We start from the raw sequence: 23,478 nt of genomic DNA on the forward strand, positions 1-23,478 counted from the left end.
GTGCGGTTTCACGCCGTGCGGGTCCACGATACGACCCGCCGGTCGGCGGGTCTCCCCGGACCCCGCGCAGGGGTGGTCCGGCACCGCGCGGGACCGGGAATCCGGTGCCGGGCGGGGTGCCGGGCGCCCCGGTGCTACTTCTCGGTGACCCCGGCCGAGTCGAAGGTGGCGACCTCGTGCATGGCCCGGGCGGCGCTCTGGACCAGCGGCAGCGCCAGCAGGGCGCCGGTGCCCTCGCCGAGGCGGAGGTCCAGGTCGACCAGCGGGCGCAGGCCCAGCTTGTTGAGCGCGGCCACATGGCCGGGCTCGGCGCTGCGGTGTCCGGCGATGCAGGCGGACAGCGACTCCGGGGCGATGGCCCGGGCCACCAGGGCGGCCGCGCCGGCACTGACCCCGTCCAGGATCACCGGCGTACGGAGCGAGGCCGCGCCCAGGATCAGGCCGACGATCGCCGCGTGCTCCAGGCCGCCGATCGCGGCCAGGACGCCGATCGGGTCGGCCGGGTCGGGCCGGTGCAGCTCCAGGGCCCGGCGGACCACCTCGACCTTGCGGGCGTGGGTCTCGTCGTTGATGCCGGTGCCGCGGCCGGTGACCTCGGCCGGGTCGACCCCGGTGAACACCGAGATCAGGGCGGCGGACACGGTGGTGTTCGCGATGCCCATCTCACCGGTCAGCAGACCCTTGTTGCCGGCGGCCACCAGGTCGCGGGCGGTCTCGATGCCCACCTCGATGGCGGCGACGGCCTCCTCCCGGGACATGGCGGGCCCGGTGGAGAGGTCCGCGGTGCCCGGGCGGACCTTGCGGGGCAGCAGTCCGGGGGTGGCGGGCAGATCCCCGGCCACACCCACGTCGATCACGCAGACCTCGGCGCCCACCTGGTTGGCGAAGGCGTTGCAGACCGCGCCGCCGCCCAGGAAGTTCGCCACCATCTGGGAGGTCACCTCCTGCGGCCAGGGAGTGACGCCCTGGGCGTGCACCCCGTGGTCACCGGCGAAGATCGCCACCGCGGCGGGCTCCGGGATCGGCGGCGGGCAGACCCGGGACAGCCCGGACAGCTGTGCGGAGATGATCTCCAGCATGCCGAGCGCGCCGGCCGGCTTGGTCATCCGCTTCTGGCGCTCCCAGGCCTCGCCGAGCGCCTTGGCGTCCAGCGGGCGGATCCCGCCGACGGTCTCGGCGAGCAGGTCGTGCGGCTCCTCGCCGGGCAGCGCCCGGCGGCCGTACGTCTCCTCGTGGACCACCCAGGACAGCGGGCGGCGCTTGGACCAGCCGGCCTGCATCAGCTCCGGCTCGTCGGGGAACTCGTCCACGTAGCCGACGCACAGGTAGGCCACCACTTCGAGGTGCTCGGGCAGACCGAGGGCGCGGACCATCTCGCGCTCGTCGAAGAAGCTGACCCAGCCGACGCCGAGGCCTTCGGCGCGGGCGGCGAGCCACAGGTTCTCCACGGCGAGGGCCGAGGAGTACGGGGCCATCTGCGGCTGGGTGTGCCGGCCCAGGGTGTGGCGGCCGCCGCGGGTCGGGTCGGCGGTGACCACGATGTTCACCGGGGTGTCGAGGATGGCCTCGATCTTCATTTCCTTGAACTGCTTGGCCCGGCCCTTGGGGAGGGACTTGGCGTAGGCCTCGCGCTGCCGCTCGGCGAGCTCGTGCATGGTCCGGCGGGTCTCGGCGGACCGGATGACCACGAAGTCCCAGGGCTGGGAGTGGCCGACGCTCGGCGCGGTGTGGGCGGCTTCCAGGACCCGGAGCAGGACCTCGTGCGGGATGGGGTCGGTGCGGAACCCGTTGCGGATGTCGCGGCGTTCGCGCATCACCCGCAGGACGGCCTCGCGCTCGGCGTCGGCGTAGCCGGGGGCCGCCTCGCCCGGGGAGGGCAGGGGGGCGTCCGCGCCCGCGGCTCCGGCGGGGAGCTCGGGGCCGGGCACCGGGTCGGCGTACGGGTCGGGCTCGCCGGCCGGGACCCCGGTCAGGTCGAGCGGGGCGGCGGGACCGGCGGCGGGCGCGGCGACCGGTTCGGGGGCCTGCGGGTCGACCGGGAGGACCTGGTCGACGAGGACCTGGTCGACCGGGGCGGCGGGTTCCGCCGGGGTACCGAGGTCTACGGGGGTGCCGAGGTCCACGGGGGTGGTGTGGTCCACCGGGGAGGCGGGAGCGACCGGGATCGGCAGTCCGCCGTCCGCGGGCTGGAGCGGGTCCTGGGCAGGGGCCTGGGCCGGTTCCTGCGCCGGGGTCGGGGTCGGGTCCGTGGCGGCTGCCACGGACCCCGCCTCCACCGGCGCCGCTTCCGCGGCCGTGGCGGGGGCCTGCGGGTCGGCCGGGGCGGTGGGGTCCACGGGGAAGGCCGGGGCGGCGGCCGGGGCCTGCGGATCGGTCACGGGCGGGTGCGTCGGCGCGTCCGCCGGGGCGGGGTCCGCCAGCGCCTCCGGGGCGACGGCGGGCGGCTCCTCGGCCGGGGCCGCGGGGGCGGCGGCCTCCACGGGCCGGTCGAGCGGGGCGGGGGCGTCCGGGAGGACGGCCAGCAGGGGCTCGGGCGCCTCCGGGAGGGCGGCCGGGGCGACCGCCGGGGCCTCGGGGGCCACCGGGGGCGCCGGGTCCTGCTGGGGCGCCGGCACAGGCTCCGCAGCGGCGGCCGGGTCGGGAGCGTCCGCGTCCAGGAACACGACGGCCGGGGCGGGAGCTTCGGCCGGGGCGGCGCTGGCGGCGGGCTGGTCGGCCTCGCCGGGCAGGCCGGCGGGGTCCGCCGGGGCGAAGGGCTCGGCCGGGAGCGTGCCGGGGGCGATGTCGGCGGGAAGCAGCCCGCCGGCCTCGGCGGGCGGGCTCACGGCCGCCTGGGCGGCCGGTACGGCCGAACCGAGCAGCCCGACGGGCTCCACGGGCAGCGACGGGACCTCGCCCTCGGCCACACCGGCCGCGGCATCGGCATCGGCATCGGCATCGGCCGGGACCTGCTCCGGGCCGTCCGGCACCATCGCGTCGGGCTGCACGGCCTGGGGGCCGACGGATTCGGGTGCGGCGGCCTCGGGCGCGAGGACCTCGGGGGCGGCCGCTTCGGGGGCGACGGCCTCGGGCGCCGCAGCCTCCGGAGCCGGGGCCTCCGCGCCCGTGAGGTCCGTACCGTCCGGACCGGCAGCGGCGGCGGGCGCGCCCTCGGGGCCGGGTTCGGCCACGGCGGCGGGGCCCTGGGCTTCGGCCGGGGAGGCCGGCTCGGTGAGCGGGGGGACCTCGGCGGGGGTGTCCGCGGCCTCGGGGAGCGGGTTCGCCGTCTCGGCGGGAGCCGACCACGGGGTGCCGCTCTGCACGGGCAGGTCGAGGAATTCGGGGCCGGTCTGCTGGGGGGCCGCCGGGACCGGGGCCGGGCCCCGGTCGGCGAGCGAGCGTACGACCCCGCCGGTGGCGTCCGGGACGGGCGGGCCCATGTGCAGCGGGCGGCGGACCGGGGGCGCGGCCGGGACGGCGGCGGGCGCGGCCGTGCGCGGGCCGCCGAGGTCCATGCCTCCCAGGTCGACGCCGCCGAGGTCGATGGCGCCGGAGTCCCGGCCGCCCGCCTCGTGCGCGCCGTCGGGGTAGTTGGGGTAGCCGGTCTCCGGGTGCGCCGCCCCGGGGAACGGGGTCCCGGTGAAGGAGGGGTCGGCGAAGGAGGGCTGCGGGTAGGCCGCGGGATCGGCGTAACCGGATTCCGGGAAGGGGGTTTCGGCATAGCCCTCGACGGGGTAGGCCGGAACCGGCGGGACCACCTGGGGGTCGCTCCAGGAGCCCTGGCCGCTGGGCATCAGCAGCAGTTCGTCCTCGTCCTCGCCGGGGTTGTCCGCGAGGTCCTGGAAGGCGTAGGCAGCCGGGGCGGGAACGCCCTGGGCCGGAATCGGCGCGGGGATGCCCTGCTGATCCACCATGCCCGCGTTGTCCGGAAGGCCCTCGCCCGGAACCTGGCCGGTGTCGGTCATGCGTACCCCTCGCCCATCGGTTGTGCTTCTTCCGTCGCCCGGCGCCCTTCGGACGCGACCACTAGGCATTGTCGCGTCCGTCGCGCCACCGTGGCGGCCAATACCGCTGCGGTCCGCTGTGGACTGTGCCACGTCGCGCGGTCCGCGGCGGCGCCGTACCCCAATGGCCCGGAAGGTCCAGGGCGGTACGACGATCGGCCAGCCTACCCGGGCGGGGTGACTAGCGGGGCACGGGGCGGGCGGCGGACAGCAGGAACACCACGGACCGGTCCTGTTCGGTCCAGGTGTTCGGGTCCAGGCCGAGGGTCTGGAGGAGGGCGCACTCGACCTCGTAGCCGCGGCCGGCCAGGGCGCGGCCCAGGGCCTCCGCCTCGTCGCGGCTGGAGGCGTGGGTGACGATCCGTTCGGGGCGGCGGTCGGCGCAGGCCTCCACCACCGGGACTCCCCCGCCGCCGACCCGCACCACATCGGGTTCGGGGAGGTCCTCCAGGACCAGCGGGGCGGTGCCGAGGACGGTCTGGAGCTGGACACCGCGGGTGCGGGCGGCGGCGGTTGTGCGTTCGCAAGCGTCCGGGTCGGCGTCCACGGCGATGACGGCGGCGCCGAACGCGGCCGCGTCCACGGCCAGGGCTCCGGAGCCGGTGCCGATGTCCCAGAGCAGGTCGCCGGGGCGCGGGCCGAGCCGGGCCAGCTGGGCGGCGCGGAGCTGGGCGGAGCCGCCCTCGGTGGCGTCGGCGGCCGGGTCGGGCCGGGCCCAGCCGCGCGGGGGTTCGGCCGGGGCGTGGCCGAGCCGCCAGCCGGCCTCGCCGGAGGGGGCTCCGGCGCCCCCGACGACGATGACCACGTTGGGGTCGCGCCAGTTGTGGTCGGCGGCCTTGTCGGAGGTGAGGACGGTCACCTGTTCCCGGTCGGTGCCGAGCTCCTCGCAGATGACGAAGGTCCGGTGCACCCCGTGGAGGAGCAGGGCGAGTTCGGCGGGCCCGGCGCCGGGCGAGGTGAGGACGGCGACCTTGGGGTGGACGCGGCAGATGTTCACGGCCCGGCGCAGGGTGCGCCGGTGGGCGACGACCACCTGGGCGTCGTCCCAGGGCATGCCGGCCCGGGCGAAGGCGGCGGCGACCGCGGAGACGGCGGGGACGACCTCCACTTCGAGGCCGTGTTCGGGCGCGCGGAGGGTGCGTACGACGCCGAAGAAGCCGGGGTCGCCGTCGGCGAGGACCACCGCGGTGCCGCGGTGGCCGGCGATGCGGCGGGCGGCGAGCCCGAGGCTGCCGAGCCTGATCCGTTCGGCGGCGGGCGGGATCTCGGGGAGGTCGAGGTGGTGCGCGGCGCCCGCCACCAGGGTGGCGGCGGCGAGTGCGGATCTGGCGGCAGCGGTGAGGGGTGAACCGTCCCAGCCGATCACCGTGACCCGGTCGGCCATCGTCGTCAGTCTCCAGATCCTGGGGTGGTGGGCGGAGGCGCGGACCAGTGAGCGTACCCGCTGGGCGGATCAGTTCCGGTCGGTGGAGACGGCGTAGCCGGCGGCTTCGGCCATCTGGCCGCCGTAGGCGTCCTCGTACTCGTCCAGGCCTTCGAGGTCCTCGGGGACCAGGCTCCACACGATGAGGTCGGTGCGGGTCTCGACCCACTGGCCGTTCTCGGTCTGGGTGCGCACTATCCAGGCGTTGCGGAGGACTCCTTCACTGATGCAACCGATCTTCTGGGCCACCTGCTGGGCGGCGGTGTTGTCGGCGGCGGTGCGGAGTTCCAGCCGGGCGAAGGCCTGTTCGCGGAAGAGCCACTGGGCGACGGCGAGGACGGACTCGCTGGCGTAGCCCTCGCCGCGGGCCCAGGGGGCGGTGATGTACCCGGCCTCGGCGGCGCGGGTGCGCCAGTCGGTGTTGCGGAGGTGGACGACGCCGACCAGGCGCTGGGTGAGGAACTCGGTGACGGCGAGGACGATGCCGCGGCCCTCGGTGCGTTCGGCGCGGGCCTGGCGGGTGACCCAGCGGTGCGCGTCCGTGTGGGTGTAGGGGTGCGGGGCGTCGGTCCAGGCCGTGACGAGTTCGTCGTTCATCATCTCGGCGAGCGCGGGGACGTCGGCCTCCTCGAAGGGGCGCAGCACCAGCCGGTCCGTGCTGATGGCGACGTCCGGGAAGGTGGTAGTCATGCGCAGCTCCATGCCTGAGACGGTGGTGCGGGACCGTTGGTGCGGGCCGTAGAGCCACAGCATGCAGCATCGGTGCGCCGATGTGCATGGCCGGGCCCCGCGCCCCCGGTGACGGGGGTGCGGGGCCGGTGCCGCCGGTCTGGGGCGGGGTCAGGACTTGGGGGTGCCGAAGGCCGGGGTGACCGAGCCGTCGTACTTGTCCTCGATGAACTTCTTGACCTCGGGCGAGTTCAGCAGCTTGGCGAGCTTCTGGATGCGCGGGTCGTTCTCGTTGCCCTTCTTCACGGCGAGGAAGTTGGCGTACGGGTTGCCCTCGGACTTCTCCAGGGCGAGGGCCTGCTCCTTGGGCTTGAGGTCCGCCTCCAGGGCGTAGTTGCCGTTGATGACGGCGGCGTCGACCTCGCCGAGGGCGCGCGGCAGGGTGGCGGCCTCCAGCTCCTTGAACTTCAGGCCCTTGGCGTCGGCGATGTCGGACAGCTTGGCGCTGGTGCCGGCGCCTTCCTTGAGGGTGATCAGGCCGTTGTCGGCGAGCAGGTGGAGGGCGCGGCCCTCGTTGGTGTTGTCGTTGGGGACGGCGATGGTCTGGCCGGCCTTGATGTCGGTGAGGGCCTTGGCGTTCTTGGAGTAGAGGCCGAGGGGCTCCAGGTGGACGTTGACGACCGGCACGATGGTGGTGCCGTTCTTGGCGTTGAAGTAGTCCAGGTAGGGCTTGTGCTGGAAGTAGTTGCCGTCGACCTGGCCGTCCTGGGTGGCCTTGTTGGGCAGGACGTAGTCGGTGAACTCCTTGACGTCCAGCTTGAGGCCCTCCTTCGCCGCCAGGTTGTCCTTGACGAACTTCAGGATGTCGGCGTGCGGGGTCGGGGAGGCCGCGATGGTGAGGACGGCGTTGGCGTCGGCGGTGCCGTCGGCCTTCTTGGAGGAGGCCGGGTCCGAGGAGCTGCCGCAGGCGGTGAGGCCCAGGGCGAGCGCGGCGGAGGCGGCGGCGACAGCGGTGAGCTTGGTGTTCTTGCGCACGAAGAGTGCCTCTTTCTTGGTGGTGCGGGTGACGCCCGAGCACGACAAGTGCGGGCTGGCCGGTTCTTGGAGAGGGGAGAGGGTCTGGGGGGTGCGGTGTGCCCGGGCCGGTTCAGGCTGCCCGGCCGCGGCGGGCGAGCAGGCGCACCGCGCCGTCGCCGATCAGCTGGACGACCGTCACGATCAGGATCAGGAGGATGACGGTGGCGAGCATGAAGCCGCCTTCGAACCGCTGGTAGCCGTAGGTGATGGCGAGGCTGCCGAGGCCTTCGCCGCCGACGGCGCCGGCCAGGGCCGAGTAGCCGACGAGGACGATGACGGTGGTGGTGACGCCGGAGACCAGGGAGGGCAGGGCCTGCGGGAGGAGGACCTTGCCCACGATGGTGGGGACGCCGCCGCCCATCGACTGGACGGCTTCGACCAGTCCGTGGTCGACCTCGCGGACGGAGGTCTCGACGAGGCGGGCGAAGAAGGGGATGGCGCCGATGGAGAGCGGGACGATCATCGCGGTGGGGCCGATGTAGGTGGCGGTGCCGGTGAAGACGCCGATGACCCACTTGGTGACCGGGATCAGCCAGATCAGCAGGATGATGAAGGGCATCGAGCGGCCGATGTTCACGATCACGCCGAGGACCTTGTTGAAGGGACGGTTCTGCAGCAGTCCGCCCTTGTCGGTGAGGACCAGCAGGATGCCCAGCGGCAGGCCGCCGAGGACGGTGACCGCGGTGGCCCAGAGCACCATGTAGAGGGTGTCGTAGACACCCTGGCCGAGCAGGGGCTGCATTTCGGACCAGGTCACTTGGCACCGTCCTTGACCAGTTCGACCAGCTCGGTGTCGGGGTCGATGACATCGACCTGGAGGCCCTGCTCGCGCAGGAAGCCGACCGGGACCACGTTGTCCTCGTAGCGTCCGGGCAGTTCGATGCGCATCCGGCCGATCTGGCGGCCGCCGAAGGTGTCCATGGCGGCACCGAGGATCGATATGTCGATGTTGTACGTGCGGGCCAGCTGGGAGATCACCGGCTGGGTGGCCGTGTCGCCGTGGAAGGTCACGTCGACCACGGTGTGCTCCTCGGTGCTGGCGGCGCCGGTGAGCGGGAAGAGTTCGGCGGCGAGCTCGGAGCCGGGGGTGGCGAGCAGGTCGGTGACCGTCCCGGACTCCACGATGCGGCCCTTCTTCATCAGGGCGGCGGAGTCGCAGATGCTCTTGACCACGTCCATCTCGTGGGTGATCAGGAGGACGGTCAGGCCGAGCTGCCGGTTGAGGTCGCGCAGCAGGGTGAGGATGGAGCGGGTGGTCTCGGGGTCCAGGGCGCTGGTGGCCTCGTCGGAGAGCAGCACCTTGGGGTCGCCGGCCAGGGCGCGGGCGATGCCGACGCGCTGCTTCTGGCCGCCGGAGAGCTGGCCGGGGTAGGACTTGGCCTTGTCGGCGAGGCCGACCAGGTCGAGGAGTTCCAGGGCCTTGCGGGAGCGCTCGCGGCCGGAGGTCCCGAGGATCTCCAGGGGCAGCTCGACGTTGTCCTGGACGGTCCGCGAGGACAGCAGGTTGAAGTGCTGGAAGACCATGCCGATGCTGCTGCGGGCCCGGCGCAGGTCCTTGCCGGCCCGGCGGCCGCGGCCGGCCAGGGCGGTGAGCTCGGTGCCGTCCACGGTGACGGTGCCGGAGGTGGGGCGCTCCAGCAGGTTCACGCAGCGGATGAGGGAGGACTTTCCGGCGCCGCTCTGGCCGATGACTCCGTAGACCTCGCCCTCGCGGACGTGGAGGTCCACGCCGGCCAGGGCGGTGACCTCTCGGCCACGGGACTGGTAGACCTTCGTGAGGCCCGATGTGGTGATCACAGGATTTCCGTCGCTGTCGAGTGCGCGGCACGGCGGGCGGCCGGCACGGAACAAACATCTGGGGGGATGCGGGCAGGAGCGGTCCGGGGCGCGGACGGGCTCGGCGGGGGCTTGCCCGGGGTTCGCTTCGGGGCGCGAGGTTCAGCGGTCTTCGCCGGTCGGGCGGGGTGCTGCGGAACGGAGAGGGGCCCTCAGAAGGCGCACATTCGACACAGACAACGAGCACCGGGCGTCATCATCGCCTCGGTCGCAAAGGTGCGGCTGCTCGTCGTGGTCATGGGCCCAAGTAAAGCAGACGGAGTCGTTCACCGATCAACGCTGTCCGCTATGCGGACGGATTCCGGCCGCATAGCGGACAAGCCGGATGCCGTCAGCCCTTCGTCCCGATCTCCAGACCACCCTCGGTGACCTGCACGTTCAGTGCCGAAAGGTCCGCTACGACCAGATCCGCGCGCAGCTCCGAGGCCTGGTGCGTTGTGGTCAAGGCCACGGTCCGCATGCCCGCGGCCGCCCCGGCGGCCAGTCCGGCCGGGGCGTCCTCGACGACCACGCAGCGGGCCGGGTCCACCCCCAGCCGGGCGGCGGCCAGCAGGAAGGGCTCCGGGGCCGGCTTGCCGCGGGTGACGTCCCCGGCGGCCACCAGCGCGGGGGCCTCGATACCGGCCTCCCGGAGCCGGGCCTCGGCCAGCGGGCGGGTGGCCGAGGTGACCACGGCCCAGCGGCCGGCGGGCAGCCCGGCGAGCAGTTCGGCGGTGCCGGGCAGCAGGACCACTCCCCCGGCCACGTCCGACACCTCCAGGTGCTCGATCCGGGCGAGGGCCTCGGGGACCCGGTCGGCGGGGAGCAGTTCGGCGATGATCTCGACGGCCGGGCGGCCGTGCAGCTCCACCCGGGCGAAGGCCTCGCCGGTGATCCCGTACTCGCCCGCCCAGCGGGTCCAGCAGCGGTGCACGGACTCCATGGAGGAGACCAGGGTGCCGTCGTTGTCGAACAGCAGGGCTTCGGCTTGCAGCTTCATACCCTCCAGCAAAGCCCGGGCGCGGGGGTGAGCGCATCGGGTCTTTCGGCCCGTAATACCCTCGCAGCATGCTCGACGCCCTGACGGTCGCCATCGGCGTGGCCTCCCTCGCCCTCGCCGCCTGGTGCGGTTTCGCCGCCTACCGGGACCAGCCCACCAAGGACTGGCACTTCATCGGGATGGCCGTGGTGACCCTGCTGGCCCTGGCGCAGCTGGTGGTCGGGGTGCTCGCGCTGGCGCGCGGGGAGAAGCCCGACGAGGGCGGGGTGATCTTCACGGCCTATCTGCTGGGCGCCCTCGCGGCGGTCCCGGCGGCCGGGATGCTCAGCCTGGGCGAGCGCACCAAATGGGGTTCGGTGACGGTGGCCGCGGGCGCGGTCGTCCTGGCCGTGCTCGAAGTACGGCTCCACGACATCTGGGGAGGCACCGGTGCCTGACACCGCGGCGGAACGCGCACGGGACACGGAGCGGCCCGACCGCCCGGCCCGGCTGGTGTCGGGCCCCGGCCTGCTGCTGGTCTGGCTGTACGGGGTGATGGTGGTCGGCGCGGTGTCCCGCTCGATCTACCAGATCTCCACCGAGTTCGACCGGGCCCCGCTGGCCTACGCCCTGTCCGGGCTGGCCGCGCTGGTGTACGCCTTCATCACGTACTCGCTGGTGCGCGGCGGTGAGCGGGCCCGCCGGGCGGCGCTGGTGTGCTGCGCCGCCGAGCTGGCCGGGGTGCTGGCCGTGGGCACCTGGACGCTGGTGCGGCCGGACGCGTTCCCGGACGCGACCGTGTGGTCGGACTTCGGGATGGGCTACCTGTTCATCCCGGTGATCCTTCCGGTCACCGGGATGCTCTGGCTCAGGAAGTCCCGCGCTACGCGCTGACCGCGTAGTCGGACGGGACCGCGTCCTTCTCCAGGATCACCAGTTCCATGCCGTCGGAGGCGGTGCGGCCGCCCACCGTGACGTAGCCGGCCTTGCGGTAGAGCCGCAGGTTGGACTCGCTGCGGCGGCCGGTGTGCAGCCGGTAGCGGGTGGTCCCGGCCCGGCCGGCCAGCTCCGTCTCCACCGCGCGCAGCAGCCGGGCGCCCAGCCCGTGGCCCTGGAGCCGGGGGTGCACGCACAGCTTGGCGATCTTGCCGGTGCCGTCCTCGTCGGTGGAGCCGCGCACCGCGCCGACCACCTCGTCACCGAGCCGGGCCACCAGGACGGTGTCCGTGCGCAGCTCCGACTTGAGGGAGTCCAGGGACTGGGTGAGAGGCTGGATGCGGTAGTTGCCGTACAGCTCGGCCTCGCTCTGGAAGGCGAGGTACTGGAGCTTGAAGATCTGCTCCACGTCCTCGTCGGCCGCCGCCGAAATGGTCACGCTCATGCCCATGTGCGCATGCCTCCTGCTCACCCGGTAGCCCTGTGGTCTACCGCTCCCTTCCCCGCAGGCCGGGAGCCGCAACCTCTGCAGCCAGCATTCTGCGCAGACATCCCAGGCAACGGGAACGTACGGGCCCTAAACTTCCTTGTGAGATACCCAACTCTCCTGCGATTTCACGGTAAGTGAGGTCCCTGGGCGAAAGAAGTGCCCCCATCAGTTCCGGACAGCGTCCGGGCAATCGGGCGACGGCCGTCCGGAGGTCCCGGTGCTGCTCCCGGTCGAGCAGCCGCTGTTCGAAGCCGGGGCCCTCCTGTTCGGTGCCGGGCAGGTCGCGACGGTGGCCGTACGGCACCTCGCGGCGGGTCCGGCGGCCCGCCCGGCGGGCCTCGGCCCGGACCAGTCGGCGCAGCCAGCGGGCCGGTTCGGCCGGCCGGGCCGGGCCCTGTTCCAGCAGCCGCACCCAGACGTCCTGTTCGAGGTCCGCCGGCTCCACGCCGGCGGCCTCGGCCTCGGCCGCCGCCTCGGCGGAGAGCAGCGGCCCCAGTTCCTTCAGCAGATCCATGCCCGGCGGGACGTGCGGTCCGGGGCCGGTGGTTTCCGGCCGGACCGCAGCCCACTCGAACGGGAAGTTCCGCTTATCGGTTGACCGTCGGGCGGTCCGCGGGGCGGCGGCCCGGGCGGAAGTCCTCGGCGGCCAGCAGACCGGTGTCCGGGTTGTCGGTGAAGATCCCGTCGATGCCCTGTTCGAAGTACCGGCGGTAGGCCCCGAAGGAGTCCCCGTAGGCCGCCGGGTCGGTGCCGGTGCGGTGGTCGGCGGGCAGGAAGGCGTTCTCGTTGCGGGCCGTGTACGGGTGGAGCACCAGCCCCCGCGCGTGGGCGTCCCGCACCAGGGTGGTCGGGGTGCCCAGCCGGCCGGCCGCGTCGCGGGGGATGACCAGGTCCAGGGTGGGGCCGATGCCCTGGGCGAACCCGGCGATCCAGCGCAGGCCCGCCGGGGTGACCAGGTCGGCCACCGTGCGCGGGTCCCCGGCCTGCTCGAAGTCCCAGGGGCGGGTGTTCGCGGCGGACAGCAGCACCACCCGGGGCGCGGAGACCAGCCCGGCCATCCGGCGCATGCTGGACGGTTCGAAGGACTGCAGGAACACGGCCGCGTCCCGGTGGTCCCGGCCGTACCGGCGGAGCAGCCGGGCCAGCGGCTCCTCCAGGCCGAGGCCCAGGGACCGGAAGTAGCTGGGGTGCTTGGTCTCCACGTGCAGCCAGACCCGGCGGCCGCGCCGCCGGCCCTCGCGGTCGGCCCAGCGGAGCACCTCCTCGAAGGTGGGCACCGCCCACCGGCCGTCGTAGAGGGTGTTGCGCGGGCGGACGGCCGGAATGCGCTCCTTGGCGCGCAGGGTGCGCAGCTCGGCCAGGGTGAAGTCCTCCGTGAACCAGCCCTCGACCCGCACCCCGTCGACGGTCTTCACGGTGCGGCGGGAGGCGAACTCCCCGTGGTCGGCGACATCGGTGGTGCCGCCGATCTCGTTCTCGTGCCGGCAGACCAGATGGCCGTCCCGGGTGGGCACCAGGTCCTGCTCCACCACGTCGGCGCCCAGGTCCAGGGCCAGCTGGTAGGAGCCGAGGGTGTGCTCGGGGCGGTAGCCGCTGGCCCCCCGGTGTCCGATGACCGTCGGATACGGGAGGTCCCGGTAGCCGCCCCCGCCGTGCCGGTCCGCGCCCGGCGCCGCGCCCGTGCCGCCGGCCGCGCCCGCGGCCGCCGCCGGGGTGGCGGCCGCGCCGAGCGCTCCGCCGGCCGCGAGTACGGCCGCCCCGATCACCGTGCGCCGTGCTGCCCCGCCCTGCGTCATGAGTGACTCTCCCCGTCGTCGGTGCCCTCGGTGCCGCCGCTGCCCGGATCGGCGGTGCGATGGTAGGCAGCGGGGGGTGTCCGCCGGGCCAGCGGCGGCCGAACATGGCGGAAACGCGTGCCGACGCCCGTCAACACGGCGTAACCATCCCGTGAACCCGATGTGCGTTCCGGCGGGGCCCGCGAGTATCGTCCTCACCTGCACTGCCTCCGTGGGGTGCGCACCCGCTTGCCGATGCCGGAGGGCTCACGTTGTTCCGTACCGCGCTCATCAAGGCCACTCTCGGTCCCGTCATGCGGATGATGTTCCGCACCCGGGTGGAGGGGGTCGAGAACATTCCCGGCGACGGTGCGGTGATCCTCGCGGGCAACCACCTCACCTTCATCGACTCGATGATCCTTCCGCTGGTCTGCGACCGGACCGTGCACTTCATCGGCAAGGACGAGTACGTCACGGGCAAGGGGCTCAAGGGCCGGCTGATGGCCTGGTTCTTCACCGGCTCCGGCATGATCCCGGTGGACCGGGACGGCGCGAACGGCGGGGTGGCGGCGCTGATGACCGGGCGCCGGGTGCTGGAGGAGGGCAAGATCTTCGGCATCTACCCGGAGGGCACCCGCTCCCCCGACGGCCGGCTCTACCGGGGCCGGACCGGGATCGCCCGGCTGACCCTGATGACCGGGGCTCCGGTGGTCCCGTTCGCGATGATCGGCACCGACAAGCTCCAGCCCGGCGGCAAGGGCATGCCCCGCCCGGGCCGGGTGACCGTCCGCTTCGGCGAGCCGATGGAGTTCTCCCGCTACGAGGGCATGGACCGCGACCGCTATGTGCTGCGGGCGGTCACCGACTCCGTGATGGCCGAGGTCATGCGGCTCTCCGGCCAGGAGTACGTGGACATGTACGCGACCAAGGCCAAGGCGGCCTGAGCCCGCGCCGGGCCCGGCCCGGCCGTCCGGCCCGTCCGGCCCCGCTACTGCCGGCGCAGCGAGCGGCTGACGCCGGCCGCCGTGGTGGTGGGCAGCACCCAGCCGGTGACGATCAGCAGATAGGACAGCCACTGCTGCCAGCCGGTCGGGGCGAAGGCCTGTTCCTGGCCGAAGCCGATGATCGGCAGCATCAGGTCCAGGGTGTAGAACACGGCGTTGAAGGCGGGTGACTCGTCCGCCTTGAGCGGGGGCGGCTGCCGGACCGTGTAGGCGACCGTGCCGATCATCAGCAGGGCCAGCAGCCAGCCGGCGGCCCGCATCGGGCGGAACCCGTAGCCCACCGTGGCGTCCTGGAGCAGCCCCCAGAGCCGGGCGGCCCGGGGCAGGGTGCGCCGGTGCCGGCGGAGCCTGGCGAGCTGGACGGTGCGGGCGGCGGCCTCGTCGCCCACCGTGCGGTAGGCCCCGGCGAGCTGCTCGTAGGAGGACGGCAGATAGCCGGTCTCCTCCCGCTCCAGCACGGGCAGCCGCTCCTCGGGCGGCAGGTGCGGGCCCAGGGCGCGGTAGCCGAGCCCCTCCAGCCGGACCTTCTCGGGCCAGGCCGAGGGCGGCACGTGCAGCAGGTCGAACTGGGAGCGGCGAAGGTTGACGGTGCCCTGGATGGTCTCGCAGCCGCGCAGCCAAACCTCGCCGATGACACAGCTGCTGGCCCGCAGGGCGAATCCGCCGGGCGCGACCAGCCGGGCGTGGGCCAAGTTGAGCTGGCCCGGTATCCGGGAGCCGGTGAGGTTGACCCGGCCCTCCGCGTGCAGCCGCATGGCGCGCAGATCGGTGCCGACCGTGAGGGTCTCGGCGTGCAGGGCGGTGCCGCCGGGGGCCAGCAGCCGGGCGCCGTCCAGGTTGATCTGGCCGCCGACCACGGCCCCGTTGACCCGGGTCTGGCCGTGCACGGTCAGTTCGGTGGCGTGCACGTCGGTGCCGATCTCGGCGTGGTTGAACTGGAGCGGGGCCTCGCCGGCGAGTTCCCCGGTGACCGGTCCGAGCACGGCACCGCCGAGGAAGAGCCCGCCGCCCACCCGGGCCCCGGCCAGCCGGACCGGGCCGGGGATCCGGCAGCAGGAGAGCCGCAGCGCCAGCTCCACGCGCAGGGTGGAGGCGGTCAGGCCGGGGAGCCAGGAGTCGCTGAGGGTCAGGGCCCGCAGCTGGGCCCCGTAGAGCCCGGGTTTGCGTTCGAACCAGCAGCCGCGCATCCGGATGGGGTGCTCGATCACGGCGTACTTGAGGTCCAGCTTCCCGGTGACCCGGACCCCCTTGAGCTTGATCCCGGGGACCTGGCCCTCGATCCGGGGGCCGCCGAGCAGCAGGGCCTTGAGGACCTCGGCCCGCACGGTCCGCTCGGGGCCCCAGGAGGTCCCGAAGCCGGGGTCGCCGGGATCCTCGGCGGGCCCCTCGGGATCCGTCCGGAAGTCGACGCCCTCGCCGCGCGGGAAGGCCTCCCAGACGCGTCGTTCGGCCGGGGTCAGCTCGTTGATCTCCATCGCGGGGATGGTGTCCCGCGATCGATAACGCTGTCAACCACGGTCCGGACGGCCCGCCCTGAGGTTCCGTCAGGACGGGCCGTCCGGGTCCGGTCAGTGCTCGATGCCGTCCTGGAGCTCCTGGCCGCGCAGCAGGAACCAGGCGGCCGCGGCGGTGGCCAGCAGTACGGCCGCGCCGACCCCGGAGGCCAGCCGGAGGCCGTCCACGAAGGCTTCCTGGGCGGCCGAGACCATGGTGTGCGCGGTCTGCGGGTCCAGGGTCTTGGCGGCCTCGACGGCTCCGCCCAGCGATTCGTGGGCGGCGTCGGCTGCGGCCTGCGGGACGTTCGCCGGGGCGGTGAAGCCCTGGTAGACGCCGGTGACGATGGAGCCGAGCAGGGCGATGCCGAGGGCGGCGCCGAGTTCGTACGCGGTCTCGGAGACGGCCGAGGCGGAACCGGCCTGCTCCTTGGGCACGCTGGAGAGGATCACGTCGGCGGTGACGGTGAAGGAGAAGCCCGCACCGAGACCGACGACCAGCAGCGCGGCGCCCAGCAGCGGGTACCCGGTGTTCTGGTGCACCAGGGTGATCACGGCGAGCGCGATGCCGATCGCGGCCAGACCGCCGGAGACCACGGCCCGCACCGAGTACTTCCGGGCGTACCGGCCGGCGACCAGACCGGTGACCACGGCGCCGACGGCCGCCGGGAGCTCGGCCAGACCGGCCTCCAGCGGGTCGCGGCCCTGCACCAGCTGGAGGAACTGGGAGAGGAAGAACACCAGCCCGGACAGTCCGAACACGGTGAGCAGGTCGGCGAGGACCGCGCCGGAGAAGCCGCGGTGCTTGAAGAGCCGCATGTCGAGCAGCGGGGCGGTCAGGGTGAACTGGCGGCGGACGAAGGCGTAGAGGGCGCCGGCACCGAGCACCGCGGCGGCCCACACCTCCCAGGACGGGCCGTGGGTGGCGAGTTCCTTGACCGCGTACACCACGGCGATGATGCCGACCAGCGAGAGGCCGACCGAGACCAGGTCCCAGGGGCCGCTGACCGGGTTCTTCGACTCGGGCAGCAGCTTGATGCCGACCACGACCAGGACGATCATCACGGGCAGGTTGATCAGGAAGACCGAACCCCACCAGAAGTGCTGGAGCAGGGCCCCGCCGACCACCGGGCCGACGGCGGCGCCGGCCGAGGCGGTGGCGCCCCAGATGCCGATCGCCAGGCTGCGTTCCTTGGGGTCGTGGAAGATGTTCCGGATCAGCGCCAGGGTGGACGGCATCAGGGTGGCACCGGCCACGCCGAGCAGCGCCCGGGCGACGATCATCATCTCGGGGCTGGTGGCGTAGGCGTTGAGCACCGACACCGCGCCGAACGCGGTGGCGCCGATCAGCAGCAGCTTCTTGCGGCCGATCCGGTCACCGAGCGAGCCCATGGAGACGAGCAGGCCGGCGATGACGAAGGAGTAGATGTCGCCGATCCACAGCAGCTGGGTGCCGGACGGCTTGAGGTCCTCGGACAGCGCGGGGGTGGCCAGGCCGAGCACGGTGGCGTCGACCGCGACCAGGAGCACCGCCAGGACGAGCACCGAGAGCGCCAGCCAGCGCCCCGGGCTCCTGGCCTCCGTTCCCTTCGCGAGGCTCGACTGCTTGGTTCCGGTCATCACTCCACACTCCGTCGTGCGCCACCGAGCAGCAACTCGATGATCATGTACTGAAAGTCCTTGGCGGCGACCCGGCCGTCCATCACGGCCCAGGCACAGGTGCCGATGAGGCCGTAGAGGGCCTCGGTGAGCCAGGCGGGGCTCAGGTCGATGCGGATGTCGCCCTCCTGCTGGCCGCGCCGGAAGAGCGCGCCGACCCGGGCGTCGAGCCGGGCCCAGCCCTCGTGGACCTCGTCGCCCTCGAAGAGCTGGTTCTCGGTCACCAGGAAGGCCAGCAGCTGGGCGTTGGGCTCGGCCTCGGCCACCAGCCGGCGCAGCGCGTCGACCGCGCTGCCCTCGTCGAGGCGGGCGTTGTCGAACGCCACCTCGAACTCGCGGATGCCGAGTTCCTCCAGCGCCCGGACGAGGGCGTCCCGCCCGGCGAAGTGCCGGTGCAGGGTGGCCCGCCCGATACCGGCGGCCTTGGCGACCTCGTCCATGGTGGCGGTCGACTTGCGGGAAAGCAGGGCGGCGGCGGCGCGCAGCACCTGGTCAGGATCCATGGCCATGAGACAACGATACCCCAGATGAGACATCAATGTCTCACCGAGCGGAAAACCCGAGGCCGCAGCGGGCCCACTGGGGCACCCTGACCCCATGAAGCCCCTGCTGCTCATCGATGTGGACGGCCCCCTGAACCCGTACGCGGCCAAGCCGACACGGCGTCCCGAGGGCTACACCACGCACCGCATGCGCCCCACCGGCTGGCGCGCGGCGGAACACCGCAACCCGCTCCGGGTCTGGCTGAACCCCTCGCACGGCCGGGAGCTGCTCGCGCTGGCGGAGGCGTACGAACTGGTGTGGGCCACCACCTGGAAGGACGAGGCCAACGACTGGATCGGCCCGGCCCTGGGTCTGCCCAGGCTGCCGTACATCGACTGGCCGGTGATGCACGGGGCCGCACCGGAGGGCACCTGCTGGAAGACGCGGTACGTGATCGAGCACGCGGCCGGCCGGCCCTTCGCCTGGGTGGACGACGACATCACGGAGCTCGACCGGCTGTACACGGCCCGGCACCACGAGGGCGGGGCCCTGCTGCGGCACGTGGACGAGCGGATCGGGCTGGTGCGGGAGGACTTCGCGGTGCTGGCGGGGTGGGTCGGGTGAGGGGGCGGAGGCGGGTTCGGTGGGGAACGGGGCGGGGGCGGTCGGAGCGGGGAGCTCCGGCCGCCCCCGGGGGCACCGCTGTCGCGTTGGCGACTACTGCTTGTGGACGGCCCAGGCGTGCTGGATCACCAGGTCCGCCTTCAGCTCGTTGAGCTGGAGCGCCACCGCCGAGGGGGCGGTGCCGCCCCGGCCGTTGCGGGAGGCCAGCGCGCCGGGGACGTTCAGGACCGTGCGGACCTCCGGGGTCAGGTGCTCGGAGATCTTCGCGAACTGCTCGTCGGTGAGCTGGTCCAGCTCGATCCCCTCCGCCTCGCAGACCTTCACGCACTCGCCCGCGACCTCGTGCGCCACCCGGAACGGCACGCCCTGCTTGACCAGCCACTCGGCGATGTCGGTGGCGAGCGAGAACCCGGCCGGGGCCAGTTCCTCCAGCCGCTCCCGGTGGACGGTGAGGGTGGCCATCATCCCGGTGAAGGCCGGCAGCAGCACCTCCAGGGTGTCGCAGGAGTCGAAGACCGGCTCCTTGTCCTCCTGGAGGTCCCGGTTGTAGGCCAGCGGGAGCGCCTTCAGGGTGGCGAGCAGTCCGGTGAGGTTGCCGATGAGCCGGCCCGACTTGCCGCGCGCCAGCTCGGCGATGTCCGGGTTCTTCTTCTGCGGCATGATCGAGGAGCCGGTGGAGAAGGCGTCGTGGAGGGTGACGAAGGAGAACTCCTTCGTGTTCCAGATGATGATCTCCTCGGCGATCCGGGACAGGTTGATCCCGATCATCGCGGTGACGAAGGCGAACTCGGCGACGAAGTCCCGGGAGGCCGTGCCGTCGATGGAGTTGCCCACCGAGCCGCGCTCGAAGCCGAGGTCGGCGGCGACCGCCTCCGGGTCCAGACCGAGGGAGGAGCCGGCCAGGGCGCCCGAACCGTACGGGGAGACCGCGGTCCGGGTGTCCCACTGCCGCAGCCGCTCCGCGTCCCGGGACAGCGCCTGCACATGGGCCAGCACATGGTGGGCGAAGAGCACCGGCTGGGCGTGCTGGAGGTGGGTCCGGCCCGGCATGGCGACGTCGGAGTGCGCCTCGGCGAGGCCGACCAGGGCGTCCTGGAGGTCGGCGATCAGACCGCCGATGGTCCGGGCGTGGTCCCGCAGGTACATCCGGAACAGGGTGGCGACCTGGTCGTTCCGGGACCGGCCGGCGCGCAGCTTGCCGCCGAGGTCCGGGCCGAGCCGCTCCAGCAGTCCGCGCTCCAGGGCGGTGTGCACGTCCTCGTCGGCGATGGTGCCGGTGAAGGAGCCGTCGGCGACGTCGGCCTCCAGCCGGTCCAGCCCCTCGATCATCCGGCCGAGCTCCTCGGCGGTCAGCAGACCGGCCTTGTGGAGCACCCGGGCGTGGGCGCGGGAGCCGGCGATGTCGTAGGGCGCCAGCCGCCAGTCGAAGTGGACCGACGCGGAGAGCTTCGCGAGGGCCTCGGCCGGACCGTCGGCGAAGCGGCCGCCCCAGAGCCGGACGTCACCGTTGTTGCTGCTCACAGCTACTGCTCCTCAAGACCGCATGACTTCGGATGTCCCAACCGCCTCCGCACCGTGCAGGTAACGGGGATGGCATAACTATGCATGACTCCGTATGTTTCGTCAATCGATACGCTGGGCGCCTCATGGGGCGGCGGGGCTGGAAGGGGCGGGTGTGATGACGCAGGACGAGGACAGCGGTCCGGAGCGGGCCCGGGAAGCCGTCACCCGGCTGCTCGCCGGCGCAGCCACGGCGGAGGTCCTTGAAGGCCTCGCGCCGGACGGGGACCCGGCGGCGGCCTGGGTCGCGCTGGACCTCGGCGTACGGGACCGGCCCTGGGGACGGGACGGCGCGGTCCTGGCCCGGCATCCGGTGACGGCGCTGTGCCATCCCGACGGGCGGATCCGGCAGCGCGCCCTGGACGCGGCCGCCGGGGACCGGGAGCTGCTGCCGGCCGTGGCGCTGCGCTGCGCGGACTGGGCCGGGCCGGTACGGGAGCGGGCCCGGGTCCTGCTGCGGGCCGCGCTGTTCACCGACCGGGACCGGACCCTGACCGCCCTCACCCCGCTGGTCCTGCGGCTGGGCGGTTGGGACCGGGGCGGCTGGGCGGCCGCCCTGTTCACGGAGGAGCTGCGGCAGGGTCCGTACGGTCCGCTGGACGCCCTCCGGAGCCATCCGGACGCCCGGACCCGGCGGCTCGCCGCCCGGACCGTGCGGGACCTCGGGCGGTTCGACGCGCGGGAGGCCGCCCGGTTGGCCGCCGGCGGCACGGGCACCGGCACCGACCCGTACCTCCAGGTGCTGTGGACCGAGGCGGCCCTGGAGGCGCTCGCCGGGTCCGCGGGGTCCGCTCCGGACGGGGAGGTGCGGGAGGTGGTCGACATCCTGCTGGGTGCCCGGGCGTCCCGGGTGCGGGCGGCCGGGGTCACCGCGCTGCGGCGGGCCGGACGGGCCGCGGAGGCGGACCGGTACCTGCTCGACCGGGCCGCCCAGGTGCGGGCCTGCGCCCGCTGGCTGTACCGCCTGGACGGCGGCGGTCCGCGCGACCGCTATCTGGCGGCGCTGCCCCGCCCGGCGGCGGTGCTGGGGCTGGCCGAGTGCGAGCACCGGCCCGACGCGGAACGGCTGCGCGGGCTGCTGGCGCACCCGGAGGGGGAGGTGCGGGCCGCCGCCGTCGCCGGGCTGCGGATGCTGGAGGCCGCTGTGCCGGCCGATCTGCGCCCGCTGCTGACCGACCCGTTCCCGGCCGCCGCCCGCGAGACGGCCCGGGCGCTGGCCCCGTGGGCCGACCGGCTGGACCCCGCGGAGCTGACGGAGCTGTTGGCCGCCCCGCGTCCCGCGCACACCCGGCGGGCGGCCTTCCGGCTGCTGCGGGCCCGGGGCGGGATGCCCCGGCTGCGGGCCACCGTGGGTCTGGTCGCCGACCCCGATCCCCGGCTCCGGACGCGGGCCACCGCCGATCTGCGGGCCTGGGACTGGCAGGACAGCCTCCGGAACGGGGACGCCGGCCCCGGGGAACTCGAAGGGCTGTTCCGGCGGGCCTCCGGGGTCTTCGACGCCCAGGAGCTGGGGCGGCGGCGGAGCCGGCTGGGGCTCGGGGGCTGACAGCTCCGGCTTCCCGGCTCCCCGGCTACCCCGCCCCCCCGGATATCCCGAGCACGGGCCGGACCGGGCGCCGGACAATCGCTCCATGGGAAAGACCTATGACCGGATAGACGGCAGGCTCAGGCGGTTCATCGAGGCGCAGCCGGTGTTCTTCACCGCGACCGCGCCGCTGGCCGGCGACGGGCACATCAACCTCTCGCCCAAGGGCAGGGCCGGGACCCTGGTCGTCGTCGACGAGCGGACCCTGGCCTATCTGGACTTCGGCGGCAGCGGCGCCGAGACCATCGCGCACGTCCGGGAGAACGGACGGATCACATTGATGTGGTGCGCGTTCAGCGGGCCGCCGACCATCGTGCGGGTGCACGGCGAGGGGGAGGCGGTGTTCCGCGACGACCCCCGGTGGGCCGAGCTGGTCGGGCTGTTCGGCGAGGCCGACGGGCCCTCCGCGCGGGCCGTGGTCCTGGTGCACGCCCGGCGGATCTCGGACACCTGCGGCTATGCGGTGCCGTTCATGGACTACCGGAGCGAGCGCACCCTGCACGCCGAGTTCTTCGGCCGCAAGACCGACGCCGAGTTCGCCGAGTACTGCGAGAAGAAGGACCATGTGGCGCAGTCCCTGGACGGCCTGCCTGCGCTGCCGCTGCCGCTTCCCCCGCGTACCGTCTGACGGGTGATCAGAACCGCACTGGCGGGCCTCGGCCTGTCCCTCGCCGCCGCGTTCCTCGCCCCCGCGCCCGGGGCCGCCGCGCGGGTCCCGCTGCCCGATCTGCTGGCCGACACCGGCGGCGGCAGCCAGTTGATCACCGCAGTGGCTCCCGGGCCGGGTTCCACCACCGGCCGGGTGACCTGGTGGGACCTGCGGGCCGGGCAGTGGTTCGAGGCGGGGACGGCCGAGGCCCGGTTCGGGGCCAACGGGCTCACCGAGGGGACCACCCGGCGGCAGGGCACCGAGACCACCCCGACCGGCCTGTACGACCTGCCGTACGCCTTCGGGATCCGGCCGGCCCCGGCCGGGACCTCGTACGGCTACCGGCCGGTGGGGCCCGACTCCTGGTGGTGCCAGGACAACGGCTCGGCCTCCTACAACCGCTGGACGGAACCGCTGCCCGCGGACTGCGCGCCGGGCTCGGCCGAGCATCTGGTGGGCTACCCGGAGCAGTACGCGTACGCGCTGGTGATCGGCTTCAACTACGACCGGCCGGTGCGCGGGCGCGGTTCCGGCATCTTCCTGCACGTGCACGGCAAGGGCGCCACGGCCGGCTGCGTGTCGGTGCCGGAGGCGGCGATGCGGGAGATCCTGCGCTGGGCGGATCCGCAGCGGGCCCCGCACATCGCGGTGGGGACCGAGTCCGGGCCACTGGCCGTCACCCGGTACTGATCCGCCACCGCCCGTCGCGCGTGGCCCGGCGCGGGTCCGGTCAGGACTCCTTCTGGGCCAGCCGCAGCAGGTGGTCGGCCAGGGCCTGGCCGCCCGTGGGGTCGCGGCTGATCAGCATCAGGGTGTCGTCGCCCGCGATGGTGCCGAGGATCTCGCGCAGTTCGGCCTGGTCGATGGCCGAGGCCAGGAACTGGGCCGCGCCGGGCGGGGTGCGCAGGACCACGAGGTTCGCCGAGGCCTCCGCGGAGATCAGCAGTTCCCCGGAGAGCCGCCGCATCCGCTCCTCCTTGGCGGACTCGCCGAGGGGGGCCTGCGGGGTGCGGAAGCCGCCCTCGCTGGGCACCGCGTAGATCAGTTCGCCTCCGGTGTTGCGGATCTTCACCGCGCCGAGCTCGTCGAGGTCCCGGCTGAGCGTCGCCTGGGTGACGCTCAGCCCGTCGTCGGCCAGCAGCTTGGCCAGCTGGCTCTGGGAGCGGACCGGCTGCCGGTTGAGGATGTCCACGATCCGGCGGTGGCGTGCGGTGCGGGTCTGCGGGACGGAGGGTCCGCCCTGCTCGTTGTCCTGCGCCTGGCTCATGGTCGTC

General features: G+C 73.8%; 22 protein-coding genes. 7 read left to right on the forward strand and 15 right to left on the reverse strand.

The genetic code is table 11. The features are described 5' to 3' along the window. Nucleotides 1–134 precede the first annotated feature (134 nt). The 7 genes from cobT to ACZ50K_RS22015 all read right to left on the reverse strand — a co-directional run bounded on the left by cobT (nucleotide 135) and on the right by ACZ50K_RS22015 (nucleotide 9,967). Nucleotides 135–3,944: a nicotinate-nucleotide--dimethylbenzimidazole phosphoribosyltransferase gene (cobT, locus tag ACZ50K_RS21985; protein ID WP_468905553.1), complete on the reverse strand. Its 3,810-nt coding sequence runs from the start codon at nucleotides 3,942–3,944 to the stop codon at nucleotides 135–137. Between the two features lie 220 nt (nucleotides 3,945–4,164). Continuing rightward, a complete protein-coding gene (cbiE, locus tag ACZ50K_RS21990) occupies nucleotides 4,165–5,367 on the reverse strand; it encodes a precorrin-6y C5,15-methyltransferase (decarboxylating) subunit CbiE (protein WP_468905556.1) in 1,203 nt (400 codons plus the stop codon). 69 nt (nucleotides 5,368–5,436) lie between these two features. Beyond that, nucleotides 5,437–6,096 (reverse strand): GNAT family N-acetyltransferase, encoded by a 660-nt coding sequence (locus ACZ50K_RS21995; RefSeq protein ID WP_468905558.1) that lies wholly within the window; start codon nucleotides 6,094–6,096, stop codon nucleotides 5,437–5,439. Between the two features lie 150 nt (nucleotides 6,097–6,246). Then, a complete protein-coding gene (locus ACZ50K_RS22000) occupies nucleotides 6,247–7,110 on the reverse strand; it encodes a MetQ/NlpA family ABC transporter substrate-binding protein (protein ID WP_468905559.1) in 864 nt (287 codons plus the stop codon). Nucleotides 7,111–7,222: 112 nt separating this feature from the next. Continuing rightward, the gene (locus tag ACZ50K_RS22005; protein WP_468905562.1) at nucleotides 7,223–7,909 is read right to left on the reverse strand and encodes a methionine ABC transporter permease; all 687 of its coding nucleotides are present in this window, start codon (nucleotides 7,907–7,909) and stop codon (nucleotides 7,223–7,225) included. Further along, nucleotides 7,906–8,949 carry a methionine ABC transporter ATP-binding protein gene (locus ACZ50K_RS22010; protein WP_468905563.1) on the reverse strand — a complete coding sequence of 348 codons (1,044 nt, stop codon included), beginning with the start codon at nucleotides 8,947–8,949 and terminating at the stop codon, nucleotides 7,906–7,908. Before ACZ50K_RS22010 ends, ACZ50K_RS22005 begins: the two co-directional genes overlap by 4 nt. 370 nt (nucleotides 8,950–9,319) lie before the next feature. Then, nucleotides 9,320–9,967, reverse strand: a complete 648-nt coding sequence (locus ACZ50K_RS22015; protein WP_468905564.1) for an HAD-IA family hydrolase — start codon at nucleotides 9,965–9,967, stop codon at nucleotides 9,320–9,322. 68 nt (nucleotides 9,968–10,035) lie between these two features. Between ACZ50K_RS22015 and ACZ50K_RS22020 the strand changes: the two genes are divergently transcribed. Together ACZ50K_RS22020 and ACZ50K_RS22025 are read left to right on the forward strand one after the other, a co-directional pair. Continuing rightward, entirely contained in the window at nucleotides 10,036–10,404 is a 369-nt protein-coding gene (locus ACZ50K_RS22020) for a hypothetical protein (protein ID WP_468905567.1), read from the forward strand. Further along, nucleotides 10,397–10,840 carry a hypothetical protein gene (locus tag ACZ50K_RS22025; protein ID WP_468905569.1) on the forward strand — a complete coding sequence of 148 codons (444 nt, stop codon included), beginning with the start codon at nucleotides 10,397–10,399 and terminating at the stop codon, nucleotides 10,838–10,840. The genes ACZ50K_RS22020 and ACZ50K_RS22025 overlap by 8 nt, the downstream gene beginning before the upstream one ends. On the opposite strand, the gene ACZ50K_RS22030 is transcribed toward ACZ50K_RS22025, so the two are convergent. The 3 genes from ACZ50K_RS22030 to ACZ50K_RS22040 form a co-directional block, all read right to left on the reverse strand. After that, a complete protein-coding gene (locus tag ACZ50K_RS22030; protein WP_468905571.1) occupies nucleotides 10,830–11,333 on the reverse strand; it encodes a GNAT family N-acetyltransferase in 504 nt (167 codons plus the stop codon). The two genes, ACZ50K_RS22025 and ACZ50K_RS22030, sit on opposite strands and share 11 nt — an antisense overlap. Before the next feature lie 37 nt (nucleotides 11,334–11,370). Next, entirely contained in the window at nucleotides 11,371–11,886 is a 516-nt protein-coding gene (locus tag ACZ50K_RS22035; protein WP_468905574.1) for an RNA polymerase sigma factor, read from the reverse strand. A 73-nt stretch (nucleotides 11,887–11,959) separates the two neighbouring features. After that, nucleotides 11,960–13,168 carry a glycerophosphodiester phosphodiesterase gene (locus ACZ50K_RS22040; RefSeq protein ID WP_468905576.1) on the reverse strand — a complete coding sequence of 403 codons (1,209 nt, stop codon included), beginning with the start codon at nucleotides 13,166–13,168 and terminating at the stop codon, nucleotides 11,960–11,962. Nucleotides 13,169–13,461: 293 nt separating this feature from the next. Between ACZ50K_RS22040 and ACZ50K_RS22045 the strand changes: the two genes are divergently transcribed. Beyond that, the gene (locus ACZ50K_RS22045; RefSeq protein WP_468906009.1) at nucleotides 13,462–14,091 is read left to right on the forward strand and encodes a lysophospholipid acyltransferase family protein; all 630 of its coding nucleotides are present in this window, start codon (nucleotides 13,462–13,464) and stop codon (nucleotides 14,089–14,091) included. Between the two features lie 44 nt (nucleotides 14,092–14,135). Here the strand turns inward: ACZ50K_RS22045 and ACZ50K_RS22050 are convergent, their stop codons facing one another. The 3 genes from ACZ50K_RS22050 to ACZ50K_RS22060 form a co-directional block, all read right to left on the reverse strand. Beyond that, nucleotides 14,136–15,626 (reverse strand): membrane-associated oxidoreductase, encoded by a 1,491-nt coding sequence (locus ACZ50K_RS22050; protein WP_468905578.1) that lies wholly within the window; start codon nucleotides 15,624–15,626, stop codon nucleotides 14,136–14,138. Between the two features lie 93 nt (nucleotides 15,627–15,719). Further along, the gene (locus ACZ50K_RS22055) at nucleotides 15,720–17,264 is read right to left on the reverse strand and encodes an MFS transporter (protein ID WP_468905580.1); all 1,545 of its coding nucleotides are present in this window, start codon (nucleotides 17,262–17,264) and stop codon (nucleotides 15,720–15,722) included. Then, entirely contained in the window at nucleotides 17,264–17,812 is a 549-nt protein-coding gene (locus ACZ50K_RS22060; RefSeq protein WP_468905582.1) for a TetR/AcrR family transcriptional regulator, read from the reverse strand. The genes ACZ50K_RS22055 and ACZ50K_RS22060 overlap by 1 nt, the downstream gene beginning before the upstream one ends. Before the next feature lie 88 nt (nucleotides 17,813–17,900). Here ACZ50K_RS22060 and ACZ50K_RS22065 point away from each other — a divergent pair, with 88 nt between their 5' ends. Then, complete coding sequence (locus ACZ50K_RS22065; RefSeq protein ID WP_468905585.1) at nucleotides 17,901–18,410, forward strand: HAD domain-containing protein; 510 nt, start codon at nucleotides 17,901–17,903, stop codon at nucleotides 18,408–18,410. 93 nt (nucleotides 18,411–18,503) lie between these two features. On the opposite strand, the gene argH is transcribed toward ACZ50K_RS22065, so the two are convergent. Continuing rightward, a complete protein-coding gene (gene argH, locus ACZ50K_RS22070) occupies nucleotides 18,504–19,931 on the reverse strand; it encodes an argininosuccinate lyase (protein WP_468905587.1) in 1,428 nt (475 codons plus the stop codon). A gap of 157 nt (nucleotides 19,932–20,088) precedes the next feature. Here argH and ACZ50K_RS22075 point away from each other — a divergent pair, with 157 nt between their 5' ends. The 3 genes from ACZ50K_RS22075 (at nucleotide 20,089) to ACZ50K_RS22085 (ending at nucleotide 22,894) form a co-directional block, all read left to right on the forward strand. Continuing rightward, entirely contained in the window at nucleotides 20,089–21,516 is a 1,428-nt protein-coding gene (locus tag ACZ50K_RS22075; protein WP_468905589.1) for a hypothetical protein, read from the forward strand. 85 nt (nucleotides 21,517–21,601) lie between these two features. Next, nucleotides 21,602–22,183, forward strand: coding sequence for a pyridoxamine 5'-phosphate oxidase family protein (locus tag ACZ50K_RS22080; protein ID WP_468905591.1), 582 nt, complete (start codon nucleotides 21,602–21,604; stop codon nucleotides 22,181–22,183). A 3-nt stretch (nucleotides 22,184–22,186) separates the two neighbouring features. Then, nucleotides 22,187–22,894, forward strand: a complete 708-nt coding sequence (locus tag ACZ50K_RS22085; RefSeq protein ID WP_468905593.1) for a L,D-transpeptidase family protein — start codon at nucleotides 22,187–22,189, stop codon at nucleotides 22,892–22,894. A 40-nt stretch (nucleotides 22,895–22,934) separates the two neighbouring features. Here the strand turns inward: ACZ50K_RS22085 and ACZ50K_RS22090 are convergent, their stop codons facing one another. Beyond that, the gene (locus tag ACZ50K_RS22090; RefSeq protein WP_468905596.1) at nucleotides 22,935–23,471 is read right to left on the reverse strand and encodes an arginine repressor; all 537 of its coding nucleotides are present in this window, start codon (nucleotides 23,469–23,471) and stop codon (nucleotides 22,935–22,937) included. Nucleotides 23,472–23,478 lie beyond the last annotated feature (7 nt).

This window comes from Streptomyces sp. NPDC033845 (assembly GCF_055576225.1).